Source organism: Streptomyces sclerotialus, assembly GCF_040907265.1.
GTDB lineage: Bacteria > Actinomycetota > Actinomycetes > Streptomycetales > Streptomycetaceae > Streptomyces > Streptomyces sclerotialus.
In genome coordinates this window covers 5876665-5903112 of record NZ_JBFOHP010000002.1, presented here as the reverse complement: position 1 = coordinate 5903112, position 26448 = coordinate 5876665, and the positions used below count along the sequence as shown (strand labels likewise).

Below are 26448 nucleotides of genomic sequence, written 5' to 3'. Positions count from 1 at the left end.
TCGAAGATCCGGGACGGCACATTACCCGGGGTTACTCGCCCCAGTCAGCCTCCGACCGACGGGCCGATCCGGGCGTTCCGGACGCCGTTGCCGGACGTCCGCCACGTATCGACGGCCTGTCCGCCGGAAGCACACACATCCCTCACCTGCGGGCGCGCGGTCAGCTGTCGCGGGACTCCTTGCCGGTCGCGCCCACCGCCACGTTCGCGGGCAGCTTGGCGAGCACCCGGCGGCGCCGCCACAGCACGATCGGCACGGCACCGGCCAGCCCCAGGGCCGCCGGCGCCGCGGCCATCGCCTGGCTCAGCCCGGGCTGGTCGAAGGTGTCCGGCACCGGGAGCAGCGACCACCGGTTGACCGGCCAGGCGATCGTGAACGCACGGCCCACGACCTCGTCCTCCGACACCGTGCCGTTGCCCTTGAGGTCCTGGTGGTAGCGCGAGTCCAGGGAGTCCTGGCGGTGGTCGCCCATCACCCAGATCCGGCCCTCGGGCACCTTGATCGGACCGAAGGGCTTGTCACCGCACGGGGTGTTCCCCGTGAAGAGGTACGAGTCCTCCTGGAGCGCCTTGCCGTTGACCTTCACCGGCCCCGTGCCCTTGCACTCCACCGTGTCGCCGCCGACCGCGATGACGCGCTTGATCAGGTCCTTCTCCTCGGCGGACGGCATCAGGCCGATCCAGCTGAGGACCTTCTGGACCGGATTGGGCGTCGGGGTGGGCACCTCGTTGAGCCAGCCGCCCGGGTCGTGGAACACGACGACCTCGCCGCGGTCCGGCTTCGCGCCGAACCACGGGGTGAGCTTGTCCACCAGCACCCGGTCGCCGCGCTGCAGGGTGTTCTGCATCGAGTCGGACGGGATCGAGAACGCCTGCACCAGGAAAGTCTTGATGAGCAGGGCCAACGCCAGGGCGATGAGGATCAGGAGCGGCAGCTCCTTCCAGAAGGAACGCGGCTTCTTCTCCGTCGTCACGCCGCCGTTCTCCTCTTCCCTCTCCTGTCGCGCGTCCTGCGGCTGCTGCTCCGGATGTGCCGCGTCCGCCTCGGGGGACCTACCGCGCCCCTCTGGTTCTTCGGGCTCTTCGGTTCCGGACCGTGCGCCGACCGCCAAGTCCCCCACATTCACTCCTTACTCCAAGCCGCCGCCTGCTCGTCAACCGATGCAGGCCCACCACTCCCATAACGAGCGGGAGTTCCGCAGGGGTCGGGAGTACGGTCAAACCTTCGGGTGACAGACTATGCGGCGCTGCTGCCTCCGTCGCCGGTGCGCCCGGCGCGTCGCGCACAGAAGCGTACGTATCGGGCTCTTCCAGGCGCCGCCAGTGCTTGAACGGCCAGGCGATCACCACGGCACGGCCCACGACGCTGCTCTCCGCCACCGTGCCGCGGTACGGCTCGTCGAGGTGGTAGCGGGAGTCGGCGGAGTTGGAGCGGTGGTCCCCCATCACGAAGAGCCGCCCGGTCGGCACGGTGACCTCGAACTTCAGTTGCGAGGGCGGGTTGCCCGGATGGACGTACGGCTCGCTCAGCGGCGTCCCGTTGACCGTGACGCGGCCTTTCCTGTCGCAGCACTTGACGGTGTCGCCGCCGACCGCGATCACGCGCTTGATCAGGTCCTGCTCGTCCGCCGACGGCAGCAGCCCGATGAACGTGAGGGCTTCCTTCATCTGCTTGACGCCGACCGGGTCGTCGGCCACGGTGGTGCGCTCCCCCGCCAGCCAGCGGTTCGGGTCCTTGAAGACGACCACGTCCCCTCGTTGCGGCTCGGCTCCGAACCACGGGGTCAGCTTGTCGACGAGCACCCGGTCGCCGATCTGGATCGTCTGCTCCATGGAGCCCGAGGGGATCACGAAAGCCTGTACGAGGAACGTCTTCAGGACCAGCGCGATCGCCAGCGCCACCCCGATCAGGATCGGGATCTCCTTCAGATAGGAGCGCTGTCTGCGTCTCTTGATGCGCTTGGCCTGGCGCCTGCGTTCGGCCCGGCCGCCGGTCGCCGGAAGGGTGGTACGTGTCCCGGTGCCACTCGCACGGACGTCAGCACCATAGATGTCGGTACCGGGCATACCGGAGTCGTGCGCGCCGTCCGGGGCGGAGCCGTACGCGTCCCTGCCGTCGTTCTCCTGTCGAGCGCCTTCCCGGTGCTGTCCGTGGCGCGGGCGCCCTCTGTTACCCATGCGCCCCTGCCGGAGCCGGTATGCCGTCGAACGCGCGCGGGCGCTCCAGGGACGTCCAGCGGCCGACGGGCCAGCCGATCCAGTCGGCGCGGCCGATCACCTTGTCCAGCGGTACGGTGCCGCCGCCCGGGCCCCCCAGGTGATCGCGGGAGTCGCTGGACCTGGCGCGGTGGTCCCCCATGACCCACAGCTTGCCTTCGGGGACGACCACGTCGAAGGGCACCTCCGAGGGGCTGTCCCCGGGGTGGAGGTAGGACTCGTCCACCGGCTTGCCGTTCACCTTGATCCGCCCCCGTTCGTCGCAGCAGGTCACCCGGTCCCCGCCGATGCCGATCACGCGCTTGATGTAGTCCGTCTCCGCGGCCGGCACCAGCCCCACGGCGGCCCCGGCACCGCGCAGCAGCCGCGTCACCGGGTTGCCCGCCGGCGCCTCCTGGACGAATGATCCGGTGCCGTCGAACACGACGGCGTCTCCCCGGCGCGGCTCGTCGCCGAAGCGGTACGCCAGCTTGTTCACCAGGACCCGGTCGCCGACCTGGAGGGTGTTCTCCATCGACGAGCTGGGGATCAGGAACGGCTGGACGACGAAGGCGCTGAGCAGCCCCACGAAGGCCAGACAGGCCAGTACCAGCAGAACCGGCCCGCGGCGCAGCAGCGGGCGCGCAGCGGCCTCCTCGCCGCCTTCCTCGCGGCTCTCGGCGGTCTCCTCCGCCGTGCCTTCGCCGGACGTCTCAGCGGACGACTGTCCGGCCCGCTGCCGCCGCCGGGAGAAACGCGCGGAGCGCGACCCCCGCTCCGCCCCTTGGTCAGGGGCGGGAGAGGAGTCGCGCTCCGGAAGCGTGGAAGGCTGTGCGTCGGTGTCCATCGAGCCCAGAGCCTATCCGGCCCGGGTGTAAGGACACCGTACGGCTGCTCAGCTCTCGCGCTTCTCCTTGATCTTGGCGGCCTTGCCGCGCAGCTCGCGGAGGTAGTACAGCTTGGCGCGACGGACGTCACCGCGGGTCACGACCTCGATCTTCTCGACGATCGGGGTGTGCACCGGGAAGGTGCGCTCGACGCCGACGGAGAAGCTGACCTTGCGGACCGTGAAGGTCTCGCGCACGCCGGCGCCCTGGCGGCGGATGACGACGCCCTTGAACTGCTGCACACGGGAGCGGTTGCCCTCGATGACGCGGACGTGGACGTTGACGGTGTCACCCGGGCGGAACGCGGGGATGTCGCTGCGCAGCGACGCGGCGTCGACGGAGTCGAGAAGGTGCATGACCTACTGCTTTCTTCGCTGATGCCACAGGTCATCAGCGGAATTCGTGATGATGGTTCGGAAGCCGAACGAGAATGTTCGGGTGCCGGTCCGTCGGGCGGGCGTCGTTCCCCCTGTGGCAGGGGCGCACGCCGGACGCACAGCAGCGGCCTATTCTTCCACGGGCTCGGCCGTCCGCCCAAATCGGCCGTCGGGTCCCGGAGCCCACCCCAGGATGGAGAGGATCTCGCGGTCCTTCTTGTCGAAGGCGGCAGGGTCGGCGCGTTCGATCAGGTCCGGGCGGTTCCGGTCCGTACGGCGGAACGCCTCGTCGCGCCGCCAGCGGGCGATCTTGCCGTGGTGACCGCTGAGCAGCACCTCAGGGATGCCGCGGCCGCGCCACTCCGGAGGCTTGGTATAGACCGGGCCTTCGAGGAGGTCGGCCATCGCCCCGGGGGCGAAGGAGTCGTCCTGGTGGGACGCGGCATTGCCGAGCACTCCCGGGAGGAGACGGGCGATGGCCTCGACCATGACCAGCACCGGGGCCTCGCCGCCGGCCAGGACGTAGTCGCCGATGGAGACCTCGCGGACGTCCAGCCGGTCGCCGTACTCCTCGATGACGCGGCGGTCGATGCCTTCGTAGCGGGCCGGGGTGAAGACCAGCCAGGGCTTCTCGGACAGCTCGACGGCGAGCTGCTGGGTGAAGGGCCGGCCGCTGGGCGTCGGAACGACGATCACCGGCCGCTCCTCGCCCTCCTCCGACTCGATGACCGAGTCCAGCGCCTCGCCCCACGGCTCGGGCTTCATGACCATGCCGGGGCCGCCGCCGTACGGGGTGTCGTCGACGGTGTTGTGCTTGTCGTGCGTGAACTCACGCAGGTCGTGGATGCGTACGTCCAGCTGCCCGCGGGCGCGCGCCTTGCCGACCAGGGAGACGTTCAGCGGTTCGAGGTACTCGGGGAAGATCGTGACGACGTCGAGGCGCATGTCAGTCCTCACCGCGCGGTGCCTGGCCGCTCTCGGACGCGGCACCGCTTCCGGGCGCGCCGGCAGAGCCCTCGTCGGCTGCCGCGTCCCGGCTGGAGGCGACCTCCGCCTGGGCGTCGTCCAGCAGTCCCGGCGGCGGGGCGATCACCGCGCGCTGCTCCTCCAGGTCGATCTCCGGCACGATCTCCGCGACGAACGGGATCATGACCTGGCTTCCGTCGGGGCGCTCGACGATGAGCAGGTCGTGGTACGGCAGGTGGGAGATCTCGGTGATCCGGCCGACCTCGACGCCGGCCTCGGTCACCACGTCGAGATCGATGAGCTGGTGGTCGTAGAACTCCTCGGGGTCGTCCGGAAGTTCCTCGGGGTCCACCTCGGCGATCAGGAGGGTGTTACGGAGCGCCTCGGCACTCGTACGGTCCTTCACGCCTTCGAAGCGCAGCAGCAGCCGTCCGCTGTGCACGCGACCGGTCTCGATGGTCAGCGGGCCGGCGGACGCGGGGTCGGTGGTCAGGACCGCGCCCGGTGCGAGCCGCAGCTCGGGCTCGTCCGTGCGCACCTCCACCGTGACCTCGCCCTTGATCCCGTGGGCGCGTCCGATCCGCGCGACAACCAGCTGCACGAGTGCGCCTTGCCTTTCCTTGCGGCTGATCCGCCGCCGCTCTCGCGGAGGCGGTGCTCGCCATCGTGATTCCTCAATTGATGGTCGCGGCCGGCCGAACGCCGCCGCAAACCGGCACGGGCCGGGGCGGGCCGAAGCCCTCCCCGGCCCGTGCCGGTGTTCCGATGCTCAGCGGACCTGGTCCACGTCGACGAGGTCGACGCGGATGCCGCGGCCCCCGAGGGCACCCACGACGGTGCGCAGAGCGCGCGCGGTGCGGCCGTTACGGCCGATCACCTTGCCGAGGTCGTCCGGGTGGACCCGGACCTCCAGGACGCGCCCGCGGCGCAGATTGCGCGAGGCGACCTGCACGTCGTCGGGGTTGTCAACGATGCCTTTGACGAGGTGCTCAAGAGCCTCCTCGAGCATGCTCAGGCCTCGGTCGACTCGGACTTGGCCGTCTCGGCCTCGGCCTCGTCCGCCTTCTTGTCAGCCTTCTTGGCCTTGGGGGTGATGGCCTCACCCTTGGGCTCGTCACCGGCGTCCTTGGCGGCGGCCTCGAAGAGGGCGCGCTTGTCGGCCTTGGGCTCGGCGACCTTCATCGGGGCCGGAGCCGGCAGACCCTTGAACTTCTGCCAGTCGCCGGTGACCTTGAGGATGGCCATGACGGGCTCGGTCGGCTGCGCGCCGACACCCAGCCAGTACTGGACACGCTCGGAGTCGACCTCGATGCGCGAGGGGTTCTGCACCGGGTGGTACAGGCCGATCTCCTCGATGGCCCGGCCGTCACGGCGGGTACGGGAGTCGGCGACGACGATGCGGTAGTGAGGCGAACGGATCTTGCCCAGACGCTTCAGCTTGATCTTGACTGCCACGGGAGTGGTGTCTCCTGGTGTTGACGTGGTTGGGCACAACGAGATGCCACGTGGGGTTGCGGTACCCGAGTGCCCGATGGACGCGTCAGCCGGAGGAGAGAGGGGTCCTGTGCGGCTGTCGAGTACAGCTAGTCATTGTGCCATACGCGTGCGGGCCGGCTGACCCCGGGCGCCTCACCACCGCCCTGACCAGGCCGGTCCGCGCCTCACCCGCTCGGGCCCGGCCGGCCGCCGGCACTGCGGGCGGCCGGCCCGGACGTCGCGGTCAGCCGACCGCGGCCACCTCAGGGATGCGGAACGGCTTGCCGCAGCCGCCGCACATGATGGGGGCCTGGGCGAGCACGGAGGGAACGACCCTTACGTTGCGCCCGCAGTCGCAGACGGCCTTGACCCGTACGCCGCCACCGGAGGAGCCGTGCCGGGCCGCCGGGCCACGGAAGCTCCGGCTGCTGTCGGCCGCGGTGGCGACGGTGTGCGCCTTGAGGGCTCTGCCGAGCCGCTCGATGGTGGGGCGGTACCGCCTTCTGGCTTCGGGGGTGAGCGTGACCAGGGAGAAGCCGCTGCTGGGGTGCGGCTCGTCGGCGTGGTCCAGGCCCAGCTCCTCGGCGATCGCCAGGAATCGGCGGTTGTGGTAGCGACCGGCACGTGAGGTGTCGCGGACGCCGCGGGACGCGGCGATGCCGTGCACTGCCTCATGGAGCAGCCGTTCGAAGGAGAGCTCGGCGCCGCAGGCGGACGAGGACTCTCCGATCAGGGATTCGGGCGCGGCCAAGTCCGGCAGCTCGGAATGGTGCCGTTGAATGTCGGCCCAGGCGAGCGCCAGCTCGGCGGCGAGAACAGGTGTCGTGCTCACGTCGTGACAACGAGCCGGTACCGCCCAGTGTTCCTATTCCGGGGCATCTCAAATAATTTGCACGTACCGGTCAGTTTCCGGTCATGCGCCGCGCGGAGGACGGGTGCGCAGTTCTCCGGAGGAAGCGCGCACCGGGTAACCCGGCCGGCCCGTACCCGATGTACGTCCGGCGCCTCCCGAGGGGCGGACGGTCCGTGGACGTCCCGCTGTCCGGCACCCCGCGGGCCCCGAAGGAGCCGCTTCGCCTCAGAGTCGACTGATGATCACTGCGATGCTACCCGGGCGGCCACGACCGCCCGGCGCCGCCCCGTCCACGGCGTTCCGGACGCCCTACGGCCGGAGGTACGAGAGGGCGTACGCCACCCGGGTGACAGGCCTGTCGGAGCGGGTGAACGGCGCCGGACGGCGCCCGCTCCCGCCCCCGCCGCCGGCCGGGTGGCGCCTGGAGGGCGCAAACGGGGGCGCGCGGTAGACAACCGGGCGCAACCCCTGGACTCTGGGATCGATGGGGGGTTGTCTGGATCGGGGGGCACAGCGCAGCAAATCGGGGGCGGAAGATCGTTTTCTTGAGCTCGGGCTCTCGGCGGATAGGGGCGCTTTCCATGACACCCACGCTCGTACAGCACGGCCTCCAGCGTTCCGGCCCTTCCGGTCACCCGGCACCGGACGGCTCCGGTTCGGGGGCTCGCGCCCGCGACTGGGCCGAAATCCAGGAACGGATGCTGGTGCCGCTGTATGAGGCCGTGTACCAGCGCCTGGACGTCGGTCCGCACACCCGCCTGCTGGCGCTGGGTTGCGGTTCAGGTCTCGCCCTGCTCATGGCGGCCACCCGTGGGGCGCAGGTCAGCGGCGTGGACGTGGACGAGCCCAGGCTGCGGCTGGCCCGCGAGCGGCTGACACCCGAAGCGGGCCCGGAACCGGGCACCGGCTCCGGAACGTTCGCCGCACGCCTGGCGCACGGCGGGCCGGAGTGCATGGAAGGGCCCGAACGCCGCTTCAACATGGTGACGGCGTTCCATCCGGTGGGCTGCGCCAGCAGCACCGAAGGGCTGGCAGCCGCCCTGCAGACGGCGACGGCTCTCGCCGAGCGCGGCAGCCCGGTGGTCCTGGGCGGCTGGGGCCCGGTCGAGCGGTGCGCGACGGCCGGCGTCCTCCGAGTGGCGCAACGGCTCGCGGATCCTTCCCTTTCCCTCGACCGGACGACCTCGCCCGGTACGGGCGGCTGGCGCCCCAGCGGCCGGGACGACCTGGAGGAGCAGGCGGAGCGGGTGGGACTGCGGCCGGACGGCTCGGGCCGGGTCGCCTGCCCGTTCGGATACGCGGACCTGCCGAGTGCGATGCGCGGGTTGCTGTCGACGGGTCTGTTCGATGCCGCGCTGGAGGTCGCCGATCCCGCACAGGTGGAGAAGGAGCTGTCGGAAGCCCTGCATCCGTACCAGCGCACGGACGGTACGGTCTGGATGCCGAACGTCTTCCGCTACCTGATCGCCCGGACGCGCTGAGCGCGTCGGCCTGCCACCGCGCCGTACCCCACCGCAGTCGCGGGAAAGGAGCGGACGTCGTTCGCCGATGCACCACGGCCAGGCGTTGACGGACTGCCGTGCGTGCCGCGAATGACGTCCGCCACCGGGGAACCGGTGACACCGGCCACCGCCTCGCACCCATCCACTCGTTCGAGGAAACTCCTTGGCAAAATCCAGAATCCTGGTTATTGTCATTTGCGTGAACAGTGTCGACGAGCGGTTCCTCACGCGCAACGGGCTGGCTGCCCGTCAGCTCGCGGTTCTGCTGCTCCATCACGAGGAGGACACCCGGCTCCCGCGCGTCCGGGACTTCGCCGAGGAGCTCGGCGTGGGCAACGGCACGGTCCAGGCCGCCCTCCAGCTGCTGGAGGAGGCCGGCGCGATCGAGACGGTGGCCCGCGGCCACCTCGGCACCTTCCTCGTGCGGGCCGACCGCACCATACTGTGGCGCCTGTCGGGCCTCGGCACCCTCCTCGCCGCCATGCCCCTCCCCTATTCACGACGGTACGAAGGCCTGGCCACCGGCCTGCGGACGGCCTTCGAGGACGCCGGCGCCCCGTTCGCCATCACGTTCATGCGGGGCGCGGCGACCCGCGTCGAAGCCCTGCTGGCGAGCAAGGTCGACCTGGTCGTACTCTCCCGGTTCGCCGCCGACCGGTTCCTCGACGAGCTTCCCCTGGAGCTGGTCGCCGACCTCGGTCCGGCCACGTACGTCGGCGCACACGGCCTGCTGCTGCGGCACGGCGTCGATCCGGAGACGCCGGGACTGCGGGTGGCCGTCGACTCCGCGTCGGAGGACCTGCGGATGCTGGCCGGGCGCGTGTTCGACGGACGCGACGACATTCAATGGGTGGAGTCGTCATACATGCAACTGCGGGACCTGTTCGCACGTGGCGAGGTGGACGCCACGGTATGGAATCTCGACGAGGCCCAGGACCACCTCGGGCCGGACGTCGACGTACTGCCGCTGGGCGATGAGCTCACCCGCGATCTGTCCCTCCGTAACTCCAGCGCCGCGCTCATAGGGCGCGCGCAGGGAGCAGGAGCCCTGAGTGCGGTACGGGACGGGCTGGACCTGTCCGTCGTCACCGATCTGCAGGAGGAAGTACTGCGCGGCGAGCGCATGCCGTCGTACTGATCTCCGACGCGAGGGCGCCGGAGGTCAGCCTCGGCGTTCCCTCCCGGCCCCGTCCGCGGTCATGACCGCGACTTCGGCGCAGCCGCGTCCCGCGCCACGAGAGCCTTCGTCAACCACAGCGAGAGTCCGTCACTCGTTCGAAAAAGAATGCTCCCGACCCTCGTCAATATCCAGAATCCTGGTTACTGTCGATACCGCGGACACCTCAGGCATCGCGAGGAAAGGACGGCCCATGGAGGACAGACTCGCCCTCCGCATCCAGCTCTTCCGGGACAGCGGACAGGCACCGCAGCAGGTCACACGGTTCGTCGAGGAGGAGCTGGCCGCCCTGGCCGACGAGGGGCACACGGTCACCGAGGAGAGTGCCGGGATGCTCACCAGCCACCTCGTGATGGCCCTCACCCGGCTGTTGAGCGGTGAACCCGTCGCACAGTTCCGCACCGACGAGGAGGTGGCGGCGGAGCTCGCCGGCCACCCCGACGCCGTCGCACGTGCCCGCGTCGTTTCCCTACGCGCCGAGCGGGAGCTGGGCGCCGCACTGCCCGCCTCCGAGATCAACTTCCTGGCGATGCACCTCGCCGTGCTCCGTAAGAACGCAGTCAGAAGGGACGTGCCATGACGAGGATCCTCACCGGCGGTGTCGGCAAGGTCGAGGTCGCCGAGACAGTGAAGAAACTGTCCCTGGACGGCGTCCATGTCGCCGTCTCCAGCGACATGGACGCGGCGATGAAGCTGCGCGCGGGGCAGGCCGATTACTACCTCGGCACCTGCCACACCGGCGCCGGCGCCTCCCTCGGCGTCCTGCTGGGCCTGATGGGCAGCGCCGCCTGCCACACCTTCGGCCGCTCCGTCCCCACCGAGGACGAGGTGAGCGCGCTCATCGGCGACGGGAAGAAGGTCTTCGGCTTCGGCATGGACCAGATCGACGCCGTCACCCCCGTCGTCGCCCGCGCCATCGCGGCTCACGGCGCCTGATCCGGACCGGGCATCGAGGAGTGAGCCGTGAGTGGGAACATCACCGCCGCAGCCGCCGGCAGCACAGATCTCGGCCTGTCGCTGCCGCAGCAGCTGACCGTCATCGCCCTCTGCGCCCTGACGGCCTTCGTCTCGCATCTGGCCCTGGCCGTCTTCAATGACGGCGTGCGCCCCTTCATGCTGGACTTCATCCAGGGGCGTACGACCCGCAGCGCCACCACGGCCGTGTCGTTCGGGCTCTCCGCCGGCTTCATCTTCGGGCTGGGCGCGCCGATGGCGCTCTCCACCGGAGTGCTGAATCCGTGGCTGCTCTTCCTGCCCACCGACATCCTCGGCATCCTTTCCCCGAAGAAGTGGCTGGCGCCGGTCCTCGGCGCTGCCTGGGGCGCGGTCGTCGTCTTCGGGCTCAACGGCGCCAACAGCCTCGCGCACGACCTCCCGGTCGACTTCCTCACCGCGATGCAGCAGATGTCGACGCCGATCCTCTTCCTCTTCACGCTCTTCCCGGTGCTGGCCATCACCAAGCAGTTCGGCACGTTGCGCGGCGGCATCGCCGGCGTGGTGGAGCTGGTCCTGGTCGTCGCCACGATGAAGCTGTGGCCGAACGTCTTCGCCGGAGCCGTCGCCATGGCGGTGGGTGTGCTGATGCTGATCGCGTTCGCCGTCTCCAAGGACCTGCGGCAGCGCCGCGCGGAGCAGGCCGAACGGGCCGCGAACGGCGACGGCACAGCGGAGCAGGCGGCGGGCGACGACGATCCGACGGCCTCGCTGTTCAGCGCGAGCGCGACCCGGCTCCGGAAGCACCTGCCACTGTTCATGCTGCTGGGTGCCGGGGTCTGCCTGCTGGCACAGATGCACGTCTTGGGCGGCGGTGAGGCGACCAGCTTCCTGATCGCCAAGGGTGACTACAGCGGCGCGGCCCAGGTGGACTTCTACCGCGTCTTCGGCTTCGTCCCGCTGATCGCCACCACGGCGCTGGCGTCGGGCGCGTACGGCATCGTCGGTTTCACCCTGGTCTACCCGATCGGCTATCTCCTGCCGAGCCCCTGGCTGGCGCTGATGTGCGGGGCCCTGGTCTTCGCCGCCGAGGTACTGGCGCTCTCCTGGATCGGCCGGGTGCTGGGGAGGCTGCCGTCGGTCCGGGACTCCTCGGAGCACCTGCGCGGCGCGATCAGCGAATCACTGCGGCTGGCCATCCTCTTCGGCTCGCTGATGGCGGCCGACGCCATGGGCGGCGGCCTCGGCATCCTCATCGTCGGCGGGCTCTACCTGCTGAACGAGGCGATGGGCCGGGTCGTGGTCCGCATGGCCGCGGCACCCGCCGCCGTGATCGTCGGCGGCATCGTCCTCAACGTCCTGTACTGGCTGGACCTGTTCATACCCGTCAAGAGCTGAGGCGGTCCGTACGCGCCCCGGGCGGCGTTCGGAACGGGGCGCGAGCCCCCTCGAAAGGCCGAGGTCCCAGAGGCCCACGGCCTGTCCCTTCGGGGGCGGCCCACCGGCAGGAAGGAAGCAAGGCAGCACCATGCACGACATCCGGACCGTCACCGGTCCCCTCTCCCCCGCCGCCGTACGGGGCCCCGTGCTCGCGCACGAGCACCTGGCGCTCGACCTGCGCCGGGACGGCGAACGCGAAGCGGTGCTCGACGGCCGCCACGCGGACGCGGTCACGGCCGAACTCGCCGAGCTGCGCGAAGTGTTCGGGCTCGCGCTGGTCATCGAACCGACCTGCCGGGGCATGGGCCGCGACGTGGCGGCGCTCGCCCGGATCTCCGCGGCCTCCGGCGTGCCGGTCGTGGCGGCCACCGGCTGGTACTACGAGCCGTTCCACCCTTCCGAGGTCGACGGGGCCGGCGTCGAGGAGCTGACCGGCACGCTGGTGCGGGAGATCACCGAAGGCATCGGGCCGGGGCGGGTGCTCCCCGGCGTCATAGGGGAGGTCGGGAGCCACGGAGACCGGCCGAGCGAACCGGAGGCGCGTACGCTCACGGCGGCCGCGCGGGCCGCCGTGGCCACCGGCCTGTCCGTGGTCACGCATGCACAGCTCGGCCGGGGCGGCCCCGCCCAGCTGGCGCTGCTCGCCGCCGAAGGCCTGCCACCGCACCGGATCTGCATCGGCCACCAGGACCTGCTGGACGACCCGGCCGTGCACCGGGACCTGGCGGAGCAGGGCGCGTACGTCGCCTTCGACACGGTGGGCAAGGAGAGCTACCGGAGCGACGCGACCCGGTTGCGGCTGCTGCTCGCGCTGCTGGCGGCCGGGCACGCCGACCGGGCACTGCTCAGCTGCGACATCTCCCGGCACGGCTATCTGCGGGACGAAGGCGGCCAGGGGTACGGCCACCTGTTCCGCTCGTTCCTGCCGCGACTCAGGGCGGCAGGAGTGGACGACGACGTGATCGACCTCATGACCCGCCGCAATCCGCTCCGCTTCCTCACCGGCTCACGTACGGAGGAGGTGGCCTGAGATGTCCGCACGGGAATCCCTGTTGCCCGAGACCTTCCCACTGCCGACCGTGCCGCTGGAGGAGGCCGTCACGCGGCAGTACCGCCTGATGGAGTGCGTAGCACGGCACTTCGAAGGGGAGCGGCTCTTCGAGGCGGACGCCGGAGTCGTGCCCGGTCTGGGCCGGCCGCGTACGACCGCGGGAGTGGAGGCCGTACTCGCCGACTTCTTCGGGGCCGAGGACGCCGCCCTCGTCCAGGGCGCGGGCACCGGGGCGATCCGCGCCGCGCTCTCCGCGGCGCTCGTCGCGGGCGACCCGCTGCTCATCCACAGCGCACCGGTCTACCGCACCACCGCCGTCACCCTGCGGGGTTCGGGCGCGGCGGTGACCGAGGTGGACTTCAACGACCGGGCGGCGCTGGCGGAGGCGCTGGCGAGCGGGCGGTTCTGCTGGGCGTTCGTGCAGCACGCCCGGCAGCGGCTGGCCGACTCCTACGACCCGGGCGAGGTGCTCACGGCCTGCCGGGCGGCGGGCGTCCGGACGGTCGTCGACGACAACTACGCGGTCATGCGGGTCCCGAGGAGCGGGGTGGAGCTGGGTGCCGACGCCTCCTGCTTCTCCCTCTTCAAGCTGCACGGCCCGGAGGGCGTCGGGGCGGTGGTGGGCTCCGCCGACCTGGTGGCACGTGTGCACGCCGACAACTACTCCGGGGGCGGGCAGGTGCAGGGACATCAGGCGCTCGATGCGCTGCGCGCCCTCGCCCACGTACCGGTCATGTGGTCGTTGCAGTCCGCCGTGGGCGCCGAGGTGGCCGCGCGGCTGGCGGCCGGGGAGGTCCCCGGCGTCGCCGAGGTCCGTGTCGCGAACGCACAGGACCGCTGCCTGCTGGTGCGGCTGGACCGGCCGGTGGCCCGCGCACTGCCCGCCGTGGCGGCGCGGTACGGGGCGGCGCCCTACCCCATCGGCTCCAACTCCCGTTACGAGATCGCCCCGTTGTTCTACCGCATGTCGAGCTCGTCCCTGGAGGACGTGCCGGGGCTCGCGGAGTGGACCGTACGGATCAATCCCATGCGGGCCGGCGCGGACCTCGTGCTGGACATCCTGCGCCGGTCACTGCACGACCTTCGCGAGACAGGGGACTGATCGTGTTCCTCGACGCCGTCCTCCACCGCAATCCGGAACTGGTCGCCTTCGCGGCCGAGTTGCACGACTCCGGGGCCATTCCGCCGGACACGTACGTCATGGACCTGGACGCCATCGAGTCCAATGCCGCGCTGCTCGCCCGGGAGGCGGACCGGCTCGGGCTGTCGCTGTGGTTCGTCGTCAAGCAGCTCGGCCGCAACCCCGAGCTGATCGAGGCCATCGCCCGGCACATCCCCCGGTTCGCGGCCATCGACGGACCCGAGGCCCGCGTCCTGCACGCGGCGGGCGCGCAGGCCGGCAACCTCGGCCATCTCGTACAGATCCCGGCCCGTGCGCTGCCCGAGATGCTCGCCTGGCGCCCGGAGACCGTCACCGTCTACGACCTGGCGAACGCCCGGGCCGTCTCGGACGCCGCCACCCGCCTCGGATACGTGCAGGACGTACTGATCCGGCTGGCGGGCGCCCCCGGAGCCGTCTACCCGGGGCAGGAGGGCGGCGTACGGCTCGACAGCCGTGACGGCGCACCTGCGCGGCCGGGAAGCCCGGGCGGGCTGGGAGGGCCTGAGGGTTCAGGCGGGCTGGACGAGTTCCTCGATGAGGCCGAGCGGCTGCCGGGGATCCGGGTGGCCGGTGTGACGGCGTTCCCGTGCGTGCTGTGCGATCCGGAGACCGGGGAGCCGCGGCCGACGCCCAACTTCGCGCTGGCCCGTAGGGCCGTCGGGCGGCTCGCCGCCCGCGGACACACGGACCTCAAGCTCAGCGCGCCGAGCGCCACGTCGATGGCCACCCTGCCGCTGCTGGCCCGGCTGGACGCGACGCACGGCGAGCCCGGTCACGCCCTGACCGGCACCACGCCGCTGCACGCGGTGGACCACGAGCAGCCGGAGCGACCCGCTTACGTGTACGTCAGCGAGGTCGCCCACACGCTCGCCGACGGACGGCCCGCGCTGTACGGGGGCGGCTTCTATCCCCGGGGCCGCGCCAAGGAAGCGCTGATCCCGCGGACCGGGGCGCGGTTGCGGGTCGAGGACGCGCCCGCGGCGAACATCGACTACTACCGGCTGCTCGCCCCCGGTGACGCGCGGGCCGGAGACACCGCCGTGCTGGCGTTCCGTACGCAGATCTTCGTCACCCGCAGCACCGTCGCGGTCGTCTCCGGACTGTCCTCGGGCACGCCGAAACTCAGCGGCCTCTACGACCCCTTGGGGAGGCCTTATTGACGTACCGGCCTACTGACACGGGTTTACCGGTCCGCCGGCCCGCCGGCCCGCCGGTACCCGCCGCCTCCTGCACGCCTCATCCGTCTCGGACGCCAGGAACCGCCATGAGCACGATCGTCATCCTCGTCGTCGACGGCCTCGGCATCGGCGCGATGCCGGATGCCGGAGCGCTGCGCCCCGGCGACGCCGAAGCCGACACCCTCGGCCATCTCCTCGACCACCACCGTGCGGCGACCGGCCGCCCTCTGGAACTGCCCTCGTTCGGCGCGCTCGGGCTGGGCGCGGTCCGCCCGCACCCGGACCTCGCGCCGCGCCCCGCGCTGCCGGTAGCGGCCGGCCGGGCGGCGCTGGGTTATCCGGGCGCGGACACGTACGCGGGACATCAGACGATGATGGGCGCCGACTTCAGCCGGGTGACGGTGGCGCGGCTCGCCGAGCACCTGCAGGAGGTCACCGCGGCGCTGCGGGCGGCCGGGCACCGTACGGAACCGCTCGACGGGAAGCCGCTGGTGGTGGTCGACGGGGGTGTGCTGGTGCACGACAACCTGGAGGCCGACCCCGGCATCAACTGGAACGCCTCGGCGCGGCTGGCGGAGGCGTCGTTCGCACAGGTGCTGGCCGTGGCGCGGGTGGTCAGGACGGTCGCGCCGGTGGCCCGGGTGATCGCGGTGGGCGGCCATGCCGACGGGCCGCTGGCCGGGTTCGTCCGGCACGGGGAGGCGGGCACGGTCGGGCTGGACACCCCGGCCAGCGGCTTCTACCGCAACGGCGGTCTGCAGGTGCAGCATCTGGGCGCGCCGCTGGACCACACCCGGCAGCTGCCGGAGGCCGCCGCCCGCGCGGGGGTTCCCGTCACGCTCGTCGGGAAGGCGGCCGACATCCTCGCCTGCGGCGCGGCGGTTCGGCTGCCGGCGGTGGACACCGGGAAGGTGCTGAAGCACACGGTGGACGCGGTCCGGGCAGCGGGGCGGGGCGAAGGTGCGGGGCAGGAGAGAGCAGCCGGGCGGGGCGTGGGGGCCAAGAGGGACGCGCGGGCCGGGCCCGAGGGGGCGGCGGCGGAGGAGGCGGCGGCGCTGGTGGTCAGCAATGTGCAGGAGACCGACCTGGCCGGACACCAGCAGGACCCGGACCGGTACGCGGCGGTGCTGCGGCGGGTGGACGAGGGGATCGCGGCGCTGCTGCCGCTGCTCACCGCACCCGGCGACCGGCTGATCGTCACCGGTGACCACGGCAACGACCCCACGGTCGGGCACGCCTTCCACACCCGGGAGTACGTGCCGGTGCTGATCCATCGCCCCGGTGCCGAGGCCGCCGAGCGCCTCCCGGACGCCGCGTCGCTCGCGGATGTGGGGGCCACCGCCGCCGTCGCACTGGGCCTGAACCCGGCCGAGCTCGCCAACGGCACCCCGCTCCACGCGGAGCGTCCCCGCTCCGGGTACGCGGACGGCCCCGGCCGGGGTGTACCGGGCGGGGCCGTGCGGGCGGAGGGCCGCTGCGGGACGGGGCTCAGCCCATGAACTTCTTGAATTCCTCCGGCAGTTCGAAGTTCTGCGGGTCGTTCTGGCCGCCCTGCGGAAGACCGAGCGGGTTGCCGTTCTGGGCGGCCTCGCGGCGGGCCGCGGCGGCCTGCTCGTCGGCCTTGCGCTTCATGGGGTTGCCGCTGCGCTGCTTGCCCTTGGCCTTCTTCTGCTGCTTCTTCTTCTTGGCGCCGCCGCCCATCCCCGGCATCCCGGGCATGCCCGGCATCCCCGGCATGCCGCCGCCCTGGGCCATCTTCGACATCATCTTGCGGGCGTCGAAGAAGCGCTCGACCAGGCTCTTCACGGCGCTGACGTCCACACCCGAACCGCGTGCGATACGGGCGCGACGCGAGCCGTTGATGATCGTCGGGTCCTGGCGCTCGCCGGGGGTCATCGACTTGATGATCGCGGCGGTGCGGTCGACGTCGCGCTCGTCGAGGTTGTTGATCTGGTCCTTCATCTGCGCCATGCCGGGCAGCATGCCGAGCAGCTTGGAGATGGAGCCCATCTTGCGGACCTGCTCCATCTGGGCCAGGAAGTCGTCGAGCGTGAACTCCTTCGGACCCTTCTGCAGCTTGGCCGCCATCTTCTCGGCCTCGGCCTGGCTGAAGGTCTGCTCGGCCTTCTCGATGAGCGACAGCATGTCGCCCATGCCGAGGATGCGGGACGCCATGCGGTCCGGGTGGAACGCGTCGAAGTCGTCCAGCTTCTCGCCGTTGGAGGCGAACATGATCTGCTTGCCGGTGACGTGCGCGATGGAGAGCGCGGCACCACCGCGGGCGTCGCCGTCGAGCTTGGAGAGCACGACGCCGTCGAAGCCGACGCCGTCGCGGAAGGCCTCGGCGGTGTTGACCGCGTCCTGGCCGATCATGGCGTCGACGACGAAGAGGACCTCGTCGGGCTCGACCGCGTCACGGATGTCCGCGGCCTGCTGCATCAGCTCCTGGTCGATGCCCAGGCGGCCGGCGGTGTCGACGATCACGACGTCGTGCTGCTTGCCGCGGGCGAACTCGATGGAGTCCTGGGCGACCTTGACCGGGTCGCCGACGCCGTTGCCCGGCTCCGGGGCGAAGATCGCCACGCCGGCGCGCTCGGCGACGACGGTGAGCTGGTTCACGGCGTTCGGACGCTGGAGGTCGCAGGCGACCAGCAGCGGGGCGTGGCCCTGCGCCTTGAGCCAGCGGCCCAGCTTGCCGGCCAGCGTGGTCTTACCGGCACCCTGCAGACCGGCGAGCATGATGACCGTCGGCGGCTGCTTGGCGAAGCGGAGCCGCCGGGTCTCGCCGCCGAGGATGCCGATGAGCTCCTCGTTGACGATCTTGATGACCTGCTGGGCGGGGTTCAGCGCCTGGGAGACCTCGGCGCCCAGCGCGCGCTCCTTCACCTGCTTGATGAAGGCGCGGACGACGGGGAGCGCGACATCCGCTTCGAGCAGGGCGATACGGATCTCGCGCGCGGTGGCGTCGATGTCCGCCTCGGAGAGGCGCCCCTTGCCCCGGAGATTTTTGAAAGTACTCGCCAGGCGGTCGGAAAGCGTATCGAACACGGCGGTCGTCGATCCTCGGGGTCGGGGGTGGAGTCAATCGGCTTCTAGAGTATCCGCCCCACGGTACAGAACGTCCCGGGCTACCCGAAGAGGCGGACGGGGGCGGTCTCCCCAGGTGCGCGGGGCGCGCCACGGCGCCCCGCCGACCCCTCCGGCTCCACCCGTCGCGGACCCGGGAGGAGCGGGGCCGCTCCGCTCACTTCAGGGCGCGCTCCACCGCCTGGGCCACCTCTTCCGCGGTGGCGGGCGGCAGGGGGCGGCCGTCGGCGTCCGTGACGTAGAAGGCGTCCACCGCGTTGGCGCCCAGGGTGCTGACGTGGGCGCTGCGTACGGTGACGCCCGCGTCCTCCAGGGCCCGGCCGATGCGGTACAGCAGGCCGTGGGCGTCCTGGGCCCGTACCTCGATCACGGTGGCGGACCGGGAACCGCCGGGCGCCACCGTCACCCGGGGCGGCGGCGCCTGCAGGCCGCGCAGGCGCCGCGCATAAGCCCGTTCGCGCTCGGCCAGGCGCGCGGGGATGTCGAGCGAGCCGTCCAGGGCCCGTACGAGGTCGGCGCGGAGCCGGGCCACCTGCGGCAGCGAGCCGTACTCCGCCGCCACCCGCCAGCTGAGGAGCAGCATCGGACGGCGGACGGCGGCGCGCGGGGAGGCCTCTGCCGCTGTGCGCGGCTCCTCAGCCCCGGACCGTTCCCTCGTCCCGGACCGTTCCCTCGTCCCGGACCGTTCCCCCGTCCCGGACAGGTCTGCCGCCTCGGCCAGCCCCTCCGCCCCGTAGACCTCCTCCGGAAGCGGCATGACGCGCAGGTCGGCGGCGCGGACGGTGAGACGGTGCACGGCGAGTACGCCGGCGGTGGCGGGGAGGATGCCCGGGCGGTCCGGTACGGCGATCAGGAGCTCGACGCCGAGCGGTTCCGGATCCCCCGCGGCCCCCGGGGCCTCAGCGGATCGCGGAGCCTCGGCGGATCCCCCGAGAGACCCCTCCCCGGACCGTGGCGCCTCCGCCGACTGCGGAGTCACGGGTGCCTCGGCACGAGGGTGCAGAGTCAGTACCGGTTCGCCCGTGCGCCAGGCCTCGACGGCGAGGCGTTCCTGTTCCGTGGTGGGCTCCCAAGGCGTGGCCGCGGTCGCGTCCGGCTCGCCCGCCAGCAGCCCGCCGACCCGCCGGACCAGGTCGGCGACCAGCCCCTCGCGCCAGCGGCTCCAGGCGGCGGGCCCGGTGGCCAGGGCGTCGGCCTCGGTGAGCGCGTGCAGCAGCTCCAGCGTGCCGGGCGTGCGGACCACCTGGGCGACCGAGCCGACCGTGGCCGGATCGTCCAGGTCGCGGCGGGTGGCGGTCTCGACGAGAAGGAGGTGGTGGCGGACGAGGGTGGCGATGACGTCCGTGTCCTTGGCGTCGAAGCCGAGCCGGGCGGCCACGTCGCGGGCGATGGTCTCGCCGGACACCGAGTGGTCGCCGGGCCAGCCCTTGCCGATGTCGTGCAGCAGCGCGGCCATCAGGAGCAGGTCGGGTCGGTGGACGCGGCGCGTCAGGGCGGAGGCGCGTACGGCCGTCTCGACGAGGTGCCGGTCGACGGTCCAGCGGTGCACGGCGTTGCGCTGCGGGCGGCAGCGCACCCGCTCCCAGTCCGGCAGCAGCCGGGTGATGATCCCCTCGGCCTCCAGCGCCTCCCAGACGGGCACGGTGCGCGCGCCCGCGCCCAGCAGCGTCAGCAGTTCCTCGCGGGCCTCGGCGGGCCAGGGCACCGGCAGCGGCCGGGCCGCCGTGGCCAGCCGGCGCACGGCGTGCGGGGACAGCGGCAGCCCGGCCTGGGCCGCAGCGGCGGCGGCGCGCAGCGGCAGCACGGCGTCGCGTTCGGGGCGGGCCGTACGGGCCAGCACGACCTCGCCCTCGTGCTCGACGACGCCCTCGGCCAGCGGCGAACGCTCGCCCCGGCCCGCCGTCCGCCCGTTCCGCCCGTTCCGGCCGCTGATCAGCCCGCGCAGCGACGGCCGTACGGAGCGGGACCGGAGCACCCGTCCGACCTCGCGCCAGGTGACGTCGCCGGCGTACGAGATCGTGCGGGCCGACTCGTACACCTGACGCAGCAGGGTGTCGGCGTCGAGCGTGCCGAGGGCCGCCGCGACCTGGTCCTGCTCCTGGAGCGCGAGGCGGTCGGTGGCCCGCCCGGTCACCAGGTGCAGGGCGTCGCGTACGTCCAGCAGACGGCCGCGGGCCGCCTCCAGGCCGGCTCTGGGCGCGTCGGCGAGCCAGGAAGCGGCCACCGCGCGCAGGGCGGTGACGTCGCGGAGGCCGCCTCTGGCCTCCTTCAGGTCGGGTTCGAGGAGGTACTGCAGCTCACCCTGGCGGTCGGCGCGGTCCAGGCAGAGGGCGTGGAGTTCGGGAAGGCGTTCGGGCGCCGCCTCACGCCAGTCGGCGAAGCTCGCGGTGCGCAGGGCGGCGGTGAGGTCGGCGCTGCCCGCGAGGTGCCGGGCGTCGAGCAGGCCGAGCTGTGCCTTGAGGTCGTCGCGGGCGGTGCGGCGGGCCTCGGCGAGGGTACGGACGGAGTGGTCCAGGTCCAGGCCGAGGTCCCACAGCGGGTACCAGAGGCGGTCGGCGAGGGCCGCGACCTCCTGTGCCGAGGCCTTGCCGTCGTGGAGGAGGAGCAGGTCGAGGTCGCTGCGGGGGGAGAGTTCGCCGCGGCCGTAGCCGCCGACGGCGACGAGGGAGGCGCCGCTGACGCCGCTCTGCGCTGCGGCGGCCCCGAAGAGTCCGGCCAGCCACTGGTCGGTCAGGTGGGCCAGGGCCGCCCGGCGTTCGGGACCGGCCGTGGTGGCGTCCTGGAGGAGCCGCAGCCGGGCGCCGGCGTAACCCTCCTCGCCGGCGTCGGCGTCCTTCCCGTCGGCGTCGGCGTCCTTCCCGTCGGCGTCGGCGTCCTTCCCGTCCGCGGCCGCGTGGCCGCCCCCGGCGGCCGCTCCGGTCTCCGCACCGCCGCCTCGAAGCTCCGCAGCGTCGCCCACGAGGTCCGTCCCGCCGCCCCGGAGCTCCGGACCGGAGCCCGCTTCCGGGCCCACGCCCGCCGTCGGACCCGCCGACCCGCCCGAAGCCGTACCCGGCCCGTCGGCCGTAGCCGTCTTCTCCACGCTGTCCGTCACCTCAGGCGCTCCTCGGTCGTCTCGGTCCTGCCCCCAGTCGTCGTTTCCGCCCCGCCCGGAGAAGCTGCCCGCTCCTGGCACGGGCGGCCACGCGCAGCCTGCTCACCGCCCGTACGGCGGATCCACCGTCTGCCCCGCCACCGCTTCCGCGGCTCCTGGCCGGCGAGCCGCCGGCCGCCCCCCTGGGAGGCCTCCCGTGCCGTCCGTTCCCCTCGGCCACCGGCCGGCCGAGGGGAACGCCGCATGCGGAGAGCGGGGAGGCCTCAGAGTGCGTCCGGTCCCCGTTCCCCCGTCCGGACGCGTACCGCCTCGTCCACCGGGACGCTCCAGACCTTGCCGTCGCCGATCTTGCCGGTGCGGGCCGCCTTCACGACGACCTCGAGGAGCTGTTCGGCGTCCGCGTCCTCCACCAGCACCTCGATGCGGATCTTGGGCACCAGGTCGACGGTGTACTCGGCGCCGCGGTACACCTCCGTGTGGCCGCGCTGCCGGCCGTATCCGCTGGCCTCGGTGACGGTCAGACCGTGCACGCCGAACGCCTGCAGGGCCTCCTTCACCTCGTCCAGCCGGTGCGGCTTGATTACTGCCGTGATGAGCTTCACGCGTCCACCTTCTTCGCCTTGCCCGGAGTTCCGCCCTGGGCCTGAGCCGATGATCCTGCCTGCGAGGCCGGAGCCGTACCACCCGCGCCCTCCTGCGCCGGGGCGTCACCGGATGCCGGCGCCGGGCCGGATGCCGGTGCCGCCGTACGGGCCAGGGCCGTGCCGCCGCCGGTGCCGCCGTAGTCGTACGCCGTCTCCGCGTGGGCGGCCTGGTCGACGCCCGCCAGCTCCTCGTCCTCGCTGATCCGGAAGCCCATCACCAGGTCGATGACCTTGGCAAGGACGTACGAGACCACGAGGGAGTACAGCAGCACGCAGACCACGCCGACCGACTGCTTGCCCAGCTGGGCCAGGCCGCCGCCGTAGAAGAGGCCCTTGGCGTCGCTCTGCACGCCGCCGGTGGCGAAGAAGCCGACGAGCAGGGAGCCGACGACACCGCCGACCAGGTGGACGCCGACGACGTCGAGGGAGTCGTCGTAACCGAACTTGTACTTCAGGCCGACGGCCATGGCGCACAGCACACCGGCGATCACGCCGATCGCGATCGAGCCGAGGGGGCTGACCGAACCGCAGGCCGGGGTGATGGCGACCAGGCCGGCGACCGCGCCGGACGCGGCGCCCAGGGTGGTGAACGAGCCGTGCCGCAGCTTCTCGTACGCGAGCCAGCCGAGCATCGCCGCACCCGTGGCGACCTGCGTGTTCACGAAGGCGACCGCGCCGACGCCGTCACCGTTGCCGAGCCAGGAGCCGGCGTTGAAGCCGAACCAGCCGAACCACAGCAGGCCGGCGCCGAGCATGACCAGCGGCAGGCTGTGCGGCCGCATGGGGTCCTTCTTGAAGCCGATGCGCTTGCCCACGACGAAGATCACGCCCAGGGCCGCGGCGCCCGCGTTGATGTGGACGGCCGTACCGCCCGCGAAGTCGATCACGCCGAGCTCGAAGAGCCAGCCGCCGGCGCCCCAGACCCAGTGGGCGACCGGGAAGTACACGACCGTCGCCCACAGGACGACGAACAGCGCCCAGGCGGTGAACTTCACCCGGTCGGCGAGCGCACCGCTGATCAGGGCGGGGGTGAGGACGGCGAACATCAGCTGGAAGGCGGCGAAGACGTAGACGGGGATGGTGTAGCCGTCCCACAGCTCGGTGAGCCCGATGCCGCTGAGTCCTACGTAGTCGCCGCTGAAGCCGATGACGGAGCCGTGGTCGGTGCCGAAGGCGAGGCTGAAGCCGTACAGCACCCACAGGACGGTCACCAGGCCGAGGCTGATGAAACTCATCATCAGCATGTTCAGCACGCTCTTCACGCGGACCATGCCGCCGTAGAAGAACGCGAGCGCGGGGGTCATCACCATCACCAGGGCGGTGGCGATCAGCATGAATCCGGTGTCGGCCGGGCTCAGCTCGGCCTTGTCTGCTGCGAGCGTCAGGATGCCTGGGGGCATCGGCGTCTCCTCGTCGTCGATGCGGCCCGTGCGGGGGTGGTGCGGATGGGCCGGCTTTCGCCACGAGGTTGGCGCAGCGCCGTTTCCGGGGAAGCGCCCCGGTGTTTCGCCGCAGTGACGAAGGCGACGGCGGTGTTACGCCCGGATGAACGCCTGTGGGGGGCACGGAAACCGCTGACCGGCCGCGACCGCACCCACAGACCTGGCGATGGGGGAGCCGAGTCGGGCTGTACGGGGTGTGGTCGCGACCGGAGTCTTCGGCGGTGCCGGCGGAGTCTTCCGGGACTCCCGGGAGCTGCCCGCTAGACGGCCTCCGCGGCCGTCTCCGGCAGGTGGTGCTGCAGTTCCTCCGTCAGCTGGATGACCTCGGCGACCTCGGAGAAGTCGCGGGCCGCGGTGTCCACGGTCTTGCGCAGCCGGGTGTTGACCCGCTCCGAGCGGACCTGCTTCGCGAACGGTATGGCCTGCCTGGCCATGGCCGCGCCCTGCTCGGGCTCGCGCTGCAGCAGATGGACCGTGGCCATGCCGATCAGGTTGAAGGCGTACGAGCGCTGGTGCTCGGCGTCCTTGCTGAAGAGCTCGACCGCACGCTCCATCACCGGGTGCGCCAGCGAGGCGTACGTGGGGCTGCGGCCGGCGACGTAGGCGAGGTCGCGGTACGAGTGGGCGTTCTCCGCATTCAGCTCGGCCTCGGAGAAGAAACGGATCCAGTCCGGCTCGGGCTGCGCTCCGGGCTCGATGTCCCCGAAGGTGTCCTCGGCCATCCGGACGGCGCGCTTGACCTTGCTGGGCTGGCCCATGCCGGCGTACGCGCGGGCCTCCATCGCATACAGCATGGCCTGCGTGCGCGGCGTGGCCATTTCGCGACTGCCGTACTGCGCGAGGTGGATGAGCTCCAGGGCGTCCTCGGAGCGCCCCAGATGGATCATCTGGCGGCTCATGCTGGAGAGGATGTACGAGCCCAGGGGCTTGTCGCCGGCCTCCTTGGACGCGTGCAGCGCGAGGACGAAGTACTTCTGCGCCGTGGGCTGCAGACCGATGTCGTAGCTCATCCAGCCCGCCAGCTCGGCCAGCTCGGCGGCGACCTTGAACAGCCGCTTGGAGACCGCTTCGGGATGCGACTCCTGGAGCAGGTCGGTGACCTCGTGGAGCTGCCCGACGACGGCCTTGCGGCGCAGTCCGCCGCCGCACTGGGCGTCCCACTGCCGGAACATCATGGTCGTGGACTCCAGCAGCTCCAGCTCGGGCTGGGAGAGCCGGCCGCCGCGGCGGCGGCCGTCGGACCGGGCCTCGTCGGCGGCCCCGCCGGGCGTGGGCACCAGCCAGCGCTGCATCGGCTCGATGAGGGCGGGCCCGGCGGCCAGCGCCAGCGAGGTCCCGAGGAAGCCGCGCCGCGCCAGCATGAGGTCGCTGCGCGAGAACTCGCTGATGAGCGAGACCGTCTGGGGCCCGGCCCAGGGAAGGTCCACGCCGGAGACCGACGGGGACTGGTGCGCGCTGCGCAGGCCCAGGTCCTCGACGCTCACGACGCACCCGAAGCGCTCGGAGAACAGCTCGGACAGGATCCGCGGGATCGGCTCCCGGGGCTGCTCGCCGTCCAGCCAGCGGCGGACCCGCGAGGTGTCCGTACTGATGTGGTGCGCGCCCAGCTGCCGGGCACGGCGGTTGACCTGGCGGGCCAGCTCGCCCTTGGACCAGCCGCTGCGCACGAACCACGAGCCCAGTTGCTCGTTCGGGCGCTTGTCAGCGCACGTGCCGCCGTTGCCGCCCAACTCGAACGCCCCCATCCGGATCTGTCGACCTGTCACGAACTCCGACAGGATGCCGCTCCTTCGCGACGCCTGTCCTGGAGTGACCCCAGCCGACCACGGATTCCGGCCGCCGGAAAGCCGCCGGACGGTCACTCTTCTTGCCTTTGGCATACCCGCGTGGCGGATACCCCTCCCGGTTCGTGCACCGAAAGTAATCCTACGATCACGTCTCCCGCGAGGCCGATCCGGGAAACGCCACCATTCGCCACCCCTTTGAATGAACTCCTCCGCGGCTCAGCGCGATTGACTTGACACAGGTCGCGAAGGGTTGGGCGGAGAGGAGCACCCGAGGGCGCGTGTGCCACGCCGCACCACCCGAAGCACTACGTCACACCATCGGCAGCGACGACTGTCGACGGAGCGTCACGGCAACACTCCGGCACGTAACCACTGACATGCAGGACCCGTTGGAGGGGGCATGGGCTTCACGATCGGCGGCATCCGGGAGTTCCGCGACATCCGCCATGGCAGCAGAAGGCGCGTCCGCTCCGTCGAGGGCACCGCGGTCGCGGAGTACACCGGACTGTGGGGCTGGGACGTCGTGCCCGGCGTCCGTGCGACGCGCGGCGGCGACGGCCGGGCGAACTGCTCGTGCGGCGCGGCGGACTGCGCGGCGCCCGGTGCCCACCCCCTCGCCTTCGCGGACGCGCTGCCCGCCGGCACCACGCTGGAGAAGGCCGCTGCGGTCTGGGCGGAGACGCCGGGCGCCTCGGTACTGCTGCCGGTCGGCCGCAGCTTCGACGTCCTGGACGTCCCGGCCGCGGCGGGCCGTACGGCCCTGGTCCGGCTCGAACGGATGGGCCTGCCCCTGGGGCCGGTGGCCGCCACCCCGACCGGCCGGGCGCTGTTCTTCGTCGCGCCGGGCGCCGCGGCCGGGCTGCCGACTCTGCTCTACCGCATGGGCTGGGACGACGCCTCGCTGGACCTGCGGTGCCTGGGCCCCGGCGATCACGTCGTCGCGCCGCCGTGCGACCTCGCGGGCCTGGGCCCGATGCGCTGGCTGCGGGCGCCGACGCTGGACAGCGCGGGCCACCCGCCGGAGGCGAAGCTGCTGCTGGGCACCCTGGCGTACGTGTGCCACCGGGTGTGCGCCTGACCCGTCCGCTCCGGCCGTCCGCCGCGATCCGGCCGCCGGAGCGCCCCGCCCCCTCGTACAGCCGCCCGAAAACCACCGCCCCGCGCCCGGTCGCCGGGCGCGTCATCCCCGCGCAGCGC

General features: G+C 72.1%; 24 protein-coding genes. 10 read left to right on the top strand and 14 right to left on the bottom strand.

Annotated features, from left to right (window positions below):
• Positions 1-160: 160 nt before the first annotated feature.
• The 9 genes from lepB (AAC944_RS26230) to AAC944_RS26190 form a co-directional block, all read right to left on the bottom strand.
• A complete protein-coding gene (gene lepB, locus AAC944_RS26230; protein ID WP_438272757.1) occupies positions 161-1120 on the bottom strand; it encodes a signal peptidase I in 960 nt (319 codons plus the stop codon).
• Positions 1053-2177 carry a signal peptidase I gene (lepB, locus tag AAC944_RS26225; RefSeq protein ID WP_368396456.1) on the bottom strand — a complete coding sequence of 375 codons (1125 nt, stop codon included), beginning with the start codon at positions 2175-2177 and terminating at the stop codon, positions 1053-1055. Before lepB (AAC944_RS26225) ends, lepB (AAC944_RS26230) begins: the two co-directional genes overlap by 68 nt.
• Complete coding sequence (gene lepB / locus AAC944_RS26220; protein ID WP_030623585.1) at positions 2170-3042, bottom strand: signal peptidase I; 873 nt, start codon at positions 3040-3042, stop codon at positions 2170-2172. Before lepB (AAC944_RS26220) ends, lepB (AAC944_RS26225) begins: the two co-directional genes overlap by 8 nt.
• Positions 3043-3090: 48 nt before the next feature.
• A complete protein-coding gene (gene rplS / locus AAC944_RS26215; RefSeq protein WP_030623587.1) occupies positions 3091-3438 on the bottom strand; it encodes a 50S ribosomal protein L19 in 348 nt (115 codons plus the stop codon).
• Between the two features lie 150 nt (positions 3439-3588).
• Positions 3589-4404, bottom strand: a complete 816-nt coding sequence (gene trmD, locus AAC944_RS26210) for a tRNA (guanosine(37)-N1)-methyltransferase TrmD (RefSeq protein ID WP_030623589.1) — start codon at positions 4402-4404, stop codon at positions 3589-3591.
• Position 4405: 1 nt separating this feature from the next.
• Positions 4406-5026 carry a ribosome maturation factor RimM gene (gene rimM / locus AAC944_RS26205; protein ID WP_030623591.1) on the bottom strand — a complete coding sequence of 207 codons (621 nt, stop codon included), beginning with the start codon at positions 5024-5026 and terminating at the stop codon, positions 4406-4408.
• A 168-nt stretch (positions 5027-5194) separates the two neighbouring features.
• Positions 5195-5434, bottom strand: coding sequence for an RNA-binding protein (locus AAC944_RS26200; protein ID WP_030267150.1), 240 nt, complete (start codon positions 5432-5434; stop codon positions 5195-5197).
• A gap of 2 nt (positions 5435-5436) precedes the next feature.
• Positions 5437-5880: a 30S ribosomal protein S16 gene (gene rpsP, locus AAC944_RS26195; protein WP_030623593.1), complete on the bottom strand. Its 444-nt coding sequence runs from the start codon at positions 5878-5880 to the stop codon at positions 5437-5439.
• Positions 5881-6145: 265 nt separating this feature from the next.
• Entirely contained in the window at positions 6146-6733 is a 588-nt protein-coding gene (locus tag AAC944_RS26190) for a hypothetical protein (RefSeq protein WP_030623595.1), read from the bottom strand.
• A 602-nt stretch (positions 6734-7335) separates the two neighbouring features.
• On the opposite strand from AAC944_RS26190, the gene AAC944_RS26185 reads away from it, so the two are divergent.
• From AAC944_RS26185 to AAC944_RS26145, 9 genes are all read left to right on the top strand, one after another.
• Entirely contained in the window at positions 7336-8235 is a 900-nt protein-coding gene (locus AAC944_RS26185; RefSeq protein WP_078888952.1) for a class I SAM-dependent methyltransferase, read from the top strand.
• Between the two features lie 220 nt (positions 8236-8455).
• Positions 8456-9394 (top strand): GntR family transcriptional regulator YhfZ, encoded by a 939-nt coding sequence (gene yhfZ, locus AAC944_RS26180; protein ID WP_030623599.1) that lies wholly within the window; start codon positions 8456-8458, stop codon positions 9392-9394.
• 232 nt (positions 9395-9626) lie between these two features.
• A complete protein-coding gene (locus tag AAC944_RS26175) occupies positions 9627-10013 on the top strand; it encodes a PRD domain-containing protein (RefSeq protein WP_030623601.1) in 387 nt (128 codons plus the stop codon).
• Entirely contained in the window at positions 10010-10369 is a 360-nt protein-coding gene (locus AAC944_RS26170; RefSeq protein WP_030623604.1) for a DUF2620 domain-containing protein, read from the top strand. The genes AAC944_RS26175 and AAC944_RS26170 overlap by 4 nt, the downstream gene beginning before the upstream one ends.
• Before the next feature lie 27 nt (positions 10370-10396).
• Positions 10397-11764 (top strand): YhfT family protein, encoded by a 1368-nt coding sequence (locus AAC944_RS26165; protein WP_368396455.1) that lies wholly within the window; start codon positions 10397-10399, stop codon positions 11762-11764.
• Positions 11765-11894: 130 nt separating this feature from the next.
• Complete coding sequence (locus tag AAC944_RS26160) at positions 11895-12836, top strand: phosphotriesterase family protein (RefSeq protein WP_030623609.1); 942 nt, start codon at positions 11895-11897, stop codon at positions 12834-12836.
• A gap of 1 nt (position 12837) precedes the next feature.
• Positions 12838-13959 (top strand): aminotransferase class V-fold PLP-dependent enzyme, encoded by a 1122-nt coding sequence (locus AAC944_RS26155; protein WP_030623612.1) that lies wholly within the window; start codon positions 12838-12840, stop codon positions 13957-13959.
• A gap of 2 nt (positions 13960-13961) precedes the next feature.
• Positions 13962-15179, top strand: coding sequence for an alanine racemase (locus tag AAC944_RS26150; protein ID WP_030623615.1), 1218 nt, complete (start codon positions 13962-13964; stop codon positions 15177-15179).
• Between the two features lie 104 nt (positions 15180-15283).
• Positions 15284-16696 carry a phosphopentomutase gene (locus AAC944_RS26145; RefSeq protein WP_051872381.1) on the top strand — a complete coding sequence of 471 codons (1413 nt, stop codon included), beginning with the start codon at positions 15284-15286 and terminating at the stop codon, positions 16694-16696.
• Here AAC944_RS26145 and ffh read toward each other — a convergent pair.
• The 5 genes from ffh to nsdA all read right to left on the bottom strand — a co-directional run bounded on the left by ffh (position 16686) and on the right by nsdA (position 25209).
• Positions 16686-18245, bottom strand: a complete 1560-nt coding sequence (gene ffh, locus AAC944_RS26140) for a signal recognition particle protein (protein ID WP_030623620.1) — start codon at positions 18243-18245, stop codon at positions 16686-16688. The genes AAC944_RS26145 and ffh overlap by 11 nt on opposite strands.
• Before the next feature lie 196 nt (positions 18246-18441).
• Positions 18442-21078 (bottom strand): [protein-PII] uridylyltransferase, encoded by a 2637-nt coding sequence (locus AAC944_RS26135; RefSeq protein WP_051872386.1) that lies wholly within the window; start codon positions 21076-21078, stop codon positions 18442-18444.
• A 563-nt stretch (positions 21079-21641) separates the two neighbouring features.
• Positions 21642-21980 carry a P-II family nitrogen regulator gene (locus tag AAC944_RS26130; RefSeq protein WP_030623625.1) on the bottom strand — a complete coding sequence of 113 codons (339 nt, stop codon included), beginning with the start codon at positions 21978-21980 and terminating at the stop codon, positions 21642-21644.
• A complete protein-coding gene (locus tag AAC944_RS26125) occupies positions 21977-23422 on the bottom strand; it encodes an ammonium transporter (protein ID WP_030623628.1) in 1446 nt (481 codons plus the stop codon). The genes AAC944_RS26130 and AAC944_RS26125 overlap by 4 nt, the downstream gene beginning before the upstream one ends.
• A gap of 302 nt (positions 23423-23724) precedes the next feature.
• Positions 23725-25209, bottom strand: coding sequence for a transcriptional repressor NsdA (gene nsdA / locus AAC944_RS26120; protein ID WP_438272837.1), 1485 nt, complete (start codon positions 25207-25209; stop codon positions 23725-23727).
• A 442-nt stretch (positions 25210-25651) separates the two neighbouring features.
• Here nsdA and AAC944_RS26115 point away from each other — a divergent pair, with 442 nt between their 5' ends.
• A complete protein-coding gene (locus tag AAC944_RS26115) occupies positions 25652-26329 on the top strand; it encodes a bifunctional DNA primase/polymerase (RefSeq protein ID WP_030623633.1) in 678 nt (225 codons plus the stop codon).
• Positions 26330-26448 lie beyond the last annotated feature (119 nt).

Coding starts and splice junctions, on each gene's coding strand:
- lepB (WP_368396456.1), bottom strand. CDS start 2,177: ATGGGTAACAGAGGGCGCCCGCGCCACGGACAGCACCGGGAAGGCGCT.
- lepB (WP_030623585.1), bottom strand. CDS start 3,042: ATGGACACCGACGCACAGCCTTCCACGCTTCCGGAGCGCGACTCCTCT.
- rplS (WP_030623587.1), bottom strand. CDS start 3,438: ATGCACCTTCTCGACTCCGTCGACGCCGCGTCGCTGCGCAGCGACATC.
- trmD (WP_030623589.1), bottom strand. CDS start 4,404: ATGCGCCTCGACGTCGTCACGATCTTCCCCGAGTACCTCGAACCGCTG.
- AAC944_RS26200 (WP_030267150.1), bottom strand. CDS start 5,434: ATGCTCGAGGAGGCTCTTGAGCACCTCGTCAAAGGCATCGTTGACAAC.
- AAC944_RS26185 (WP_078888952.1), top strand. CDS start 7,336: ATGACACCCACGCTCGTACAGCACGGCCTCCAGCGTTCCGGCCCTTCC.
- AAC944_RS26175 (WP_030623601.1), top strand. CDS start 9,627: ATGGAGGACAGACTCGCCCTCCGCATCCAGCTCTTCCGGGACAGCGGA.
- AAC944_RS26170 (WP_030623604.1), top strand. CDS start 10,010: ATGACGAGGATCCTCACCGGCGGTGTCGGCAAGGTCGAGGTCGCCGAG.
- AAC944_RS26160 (WP_030623609.1), top strand. CDS start 11,895: ATGCACGACATCCGGACCGTCACCGGTCCCCTCTCCCCCGCCGCCGTA.
- AAC944_RS26155 (WP_030623612.1), top strand. CDS start 12,838: ATGTCCGCACGGGAATCCCTGTTGCCCGAGACCTTCCCACTGCCGACC.
- AAC944_RS26145 (WP_051872381.1), top strand. CDS start 15,284: ATGAGCACGATCGTCATCCTCGTCGTCGACGGCCTCGGCATCGGCGCG.
- AAC944_RS26125 (WP_030623628.1), bottom strand. CDS start 23,422: ATGCCCCCAGGCATCCTGACGCTCGCAGCAGACAAGGCCGAGCTGAGC.
- nsdA (WP_438272837.1), bottom strand. CDS start 25,209: ATGGGGGCGTTCGAGTTGGGCGGCAACGGCGGCACGTGCGCTGACAAG.
- AAC944_RS26115 (WP_030623633.1), top strand. CDS start 25,652: ATGGGCTTCACGATCGGCGGCATCCGGGAGTTCCGCGACATCCGCCAT.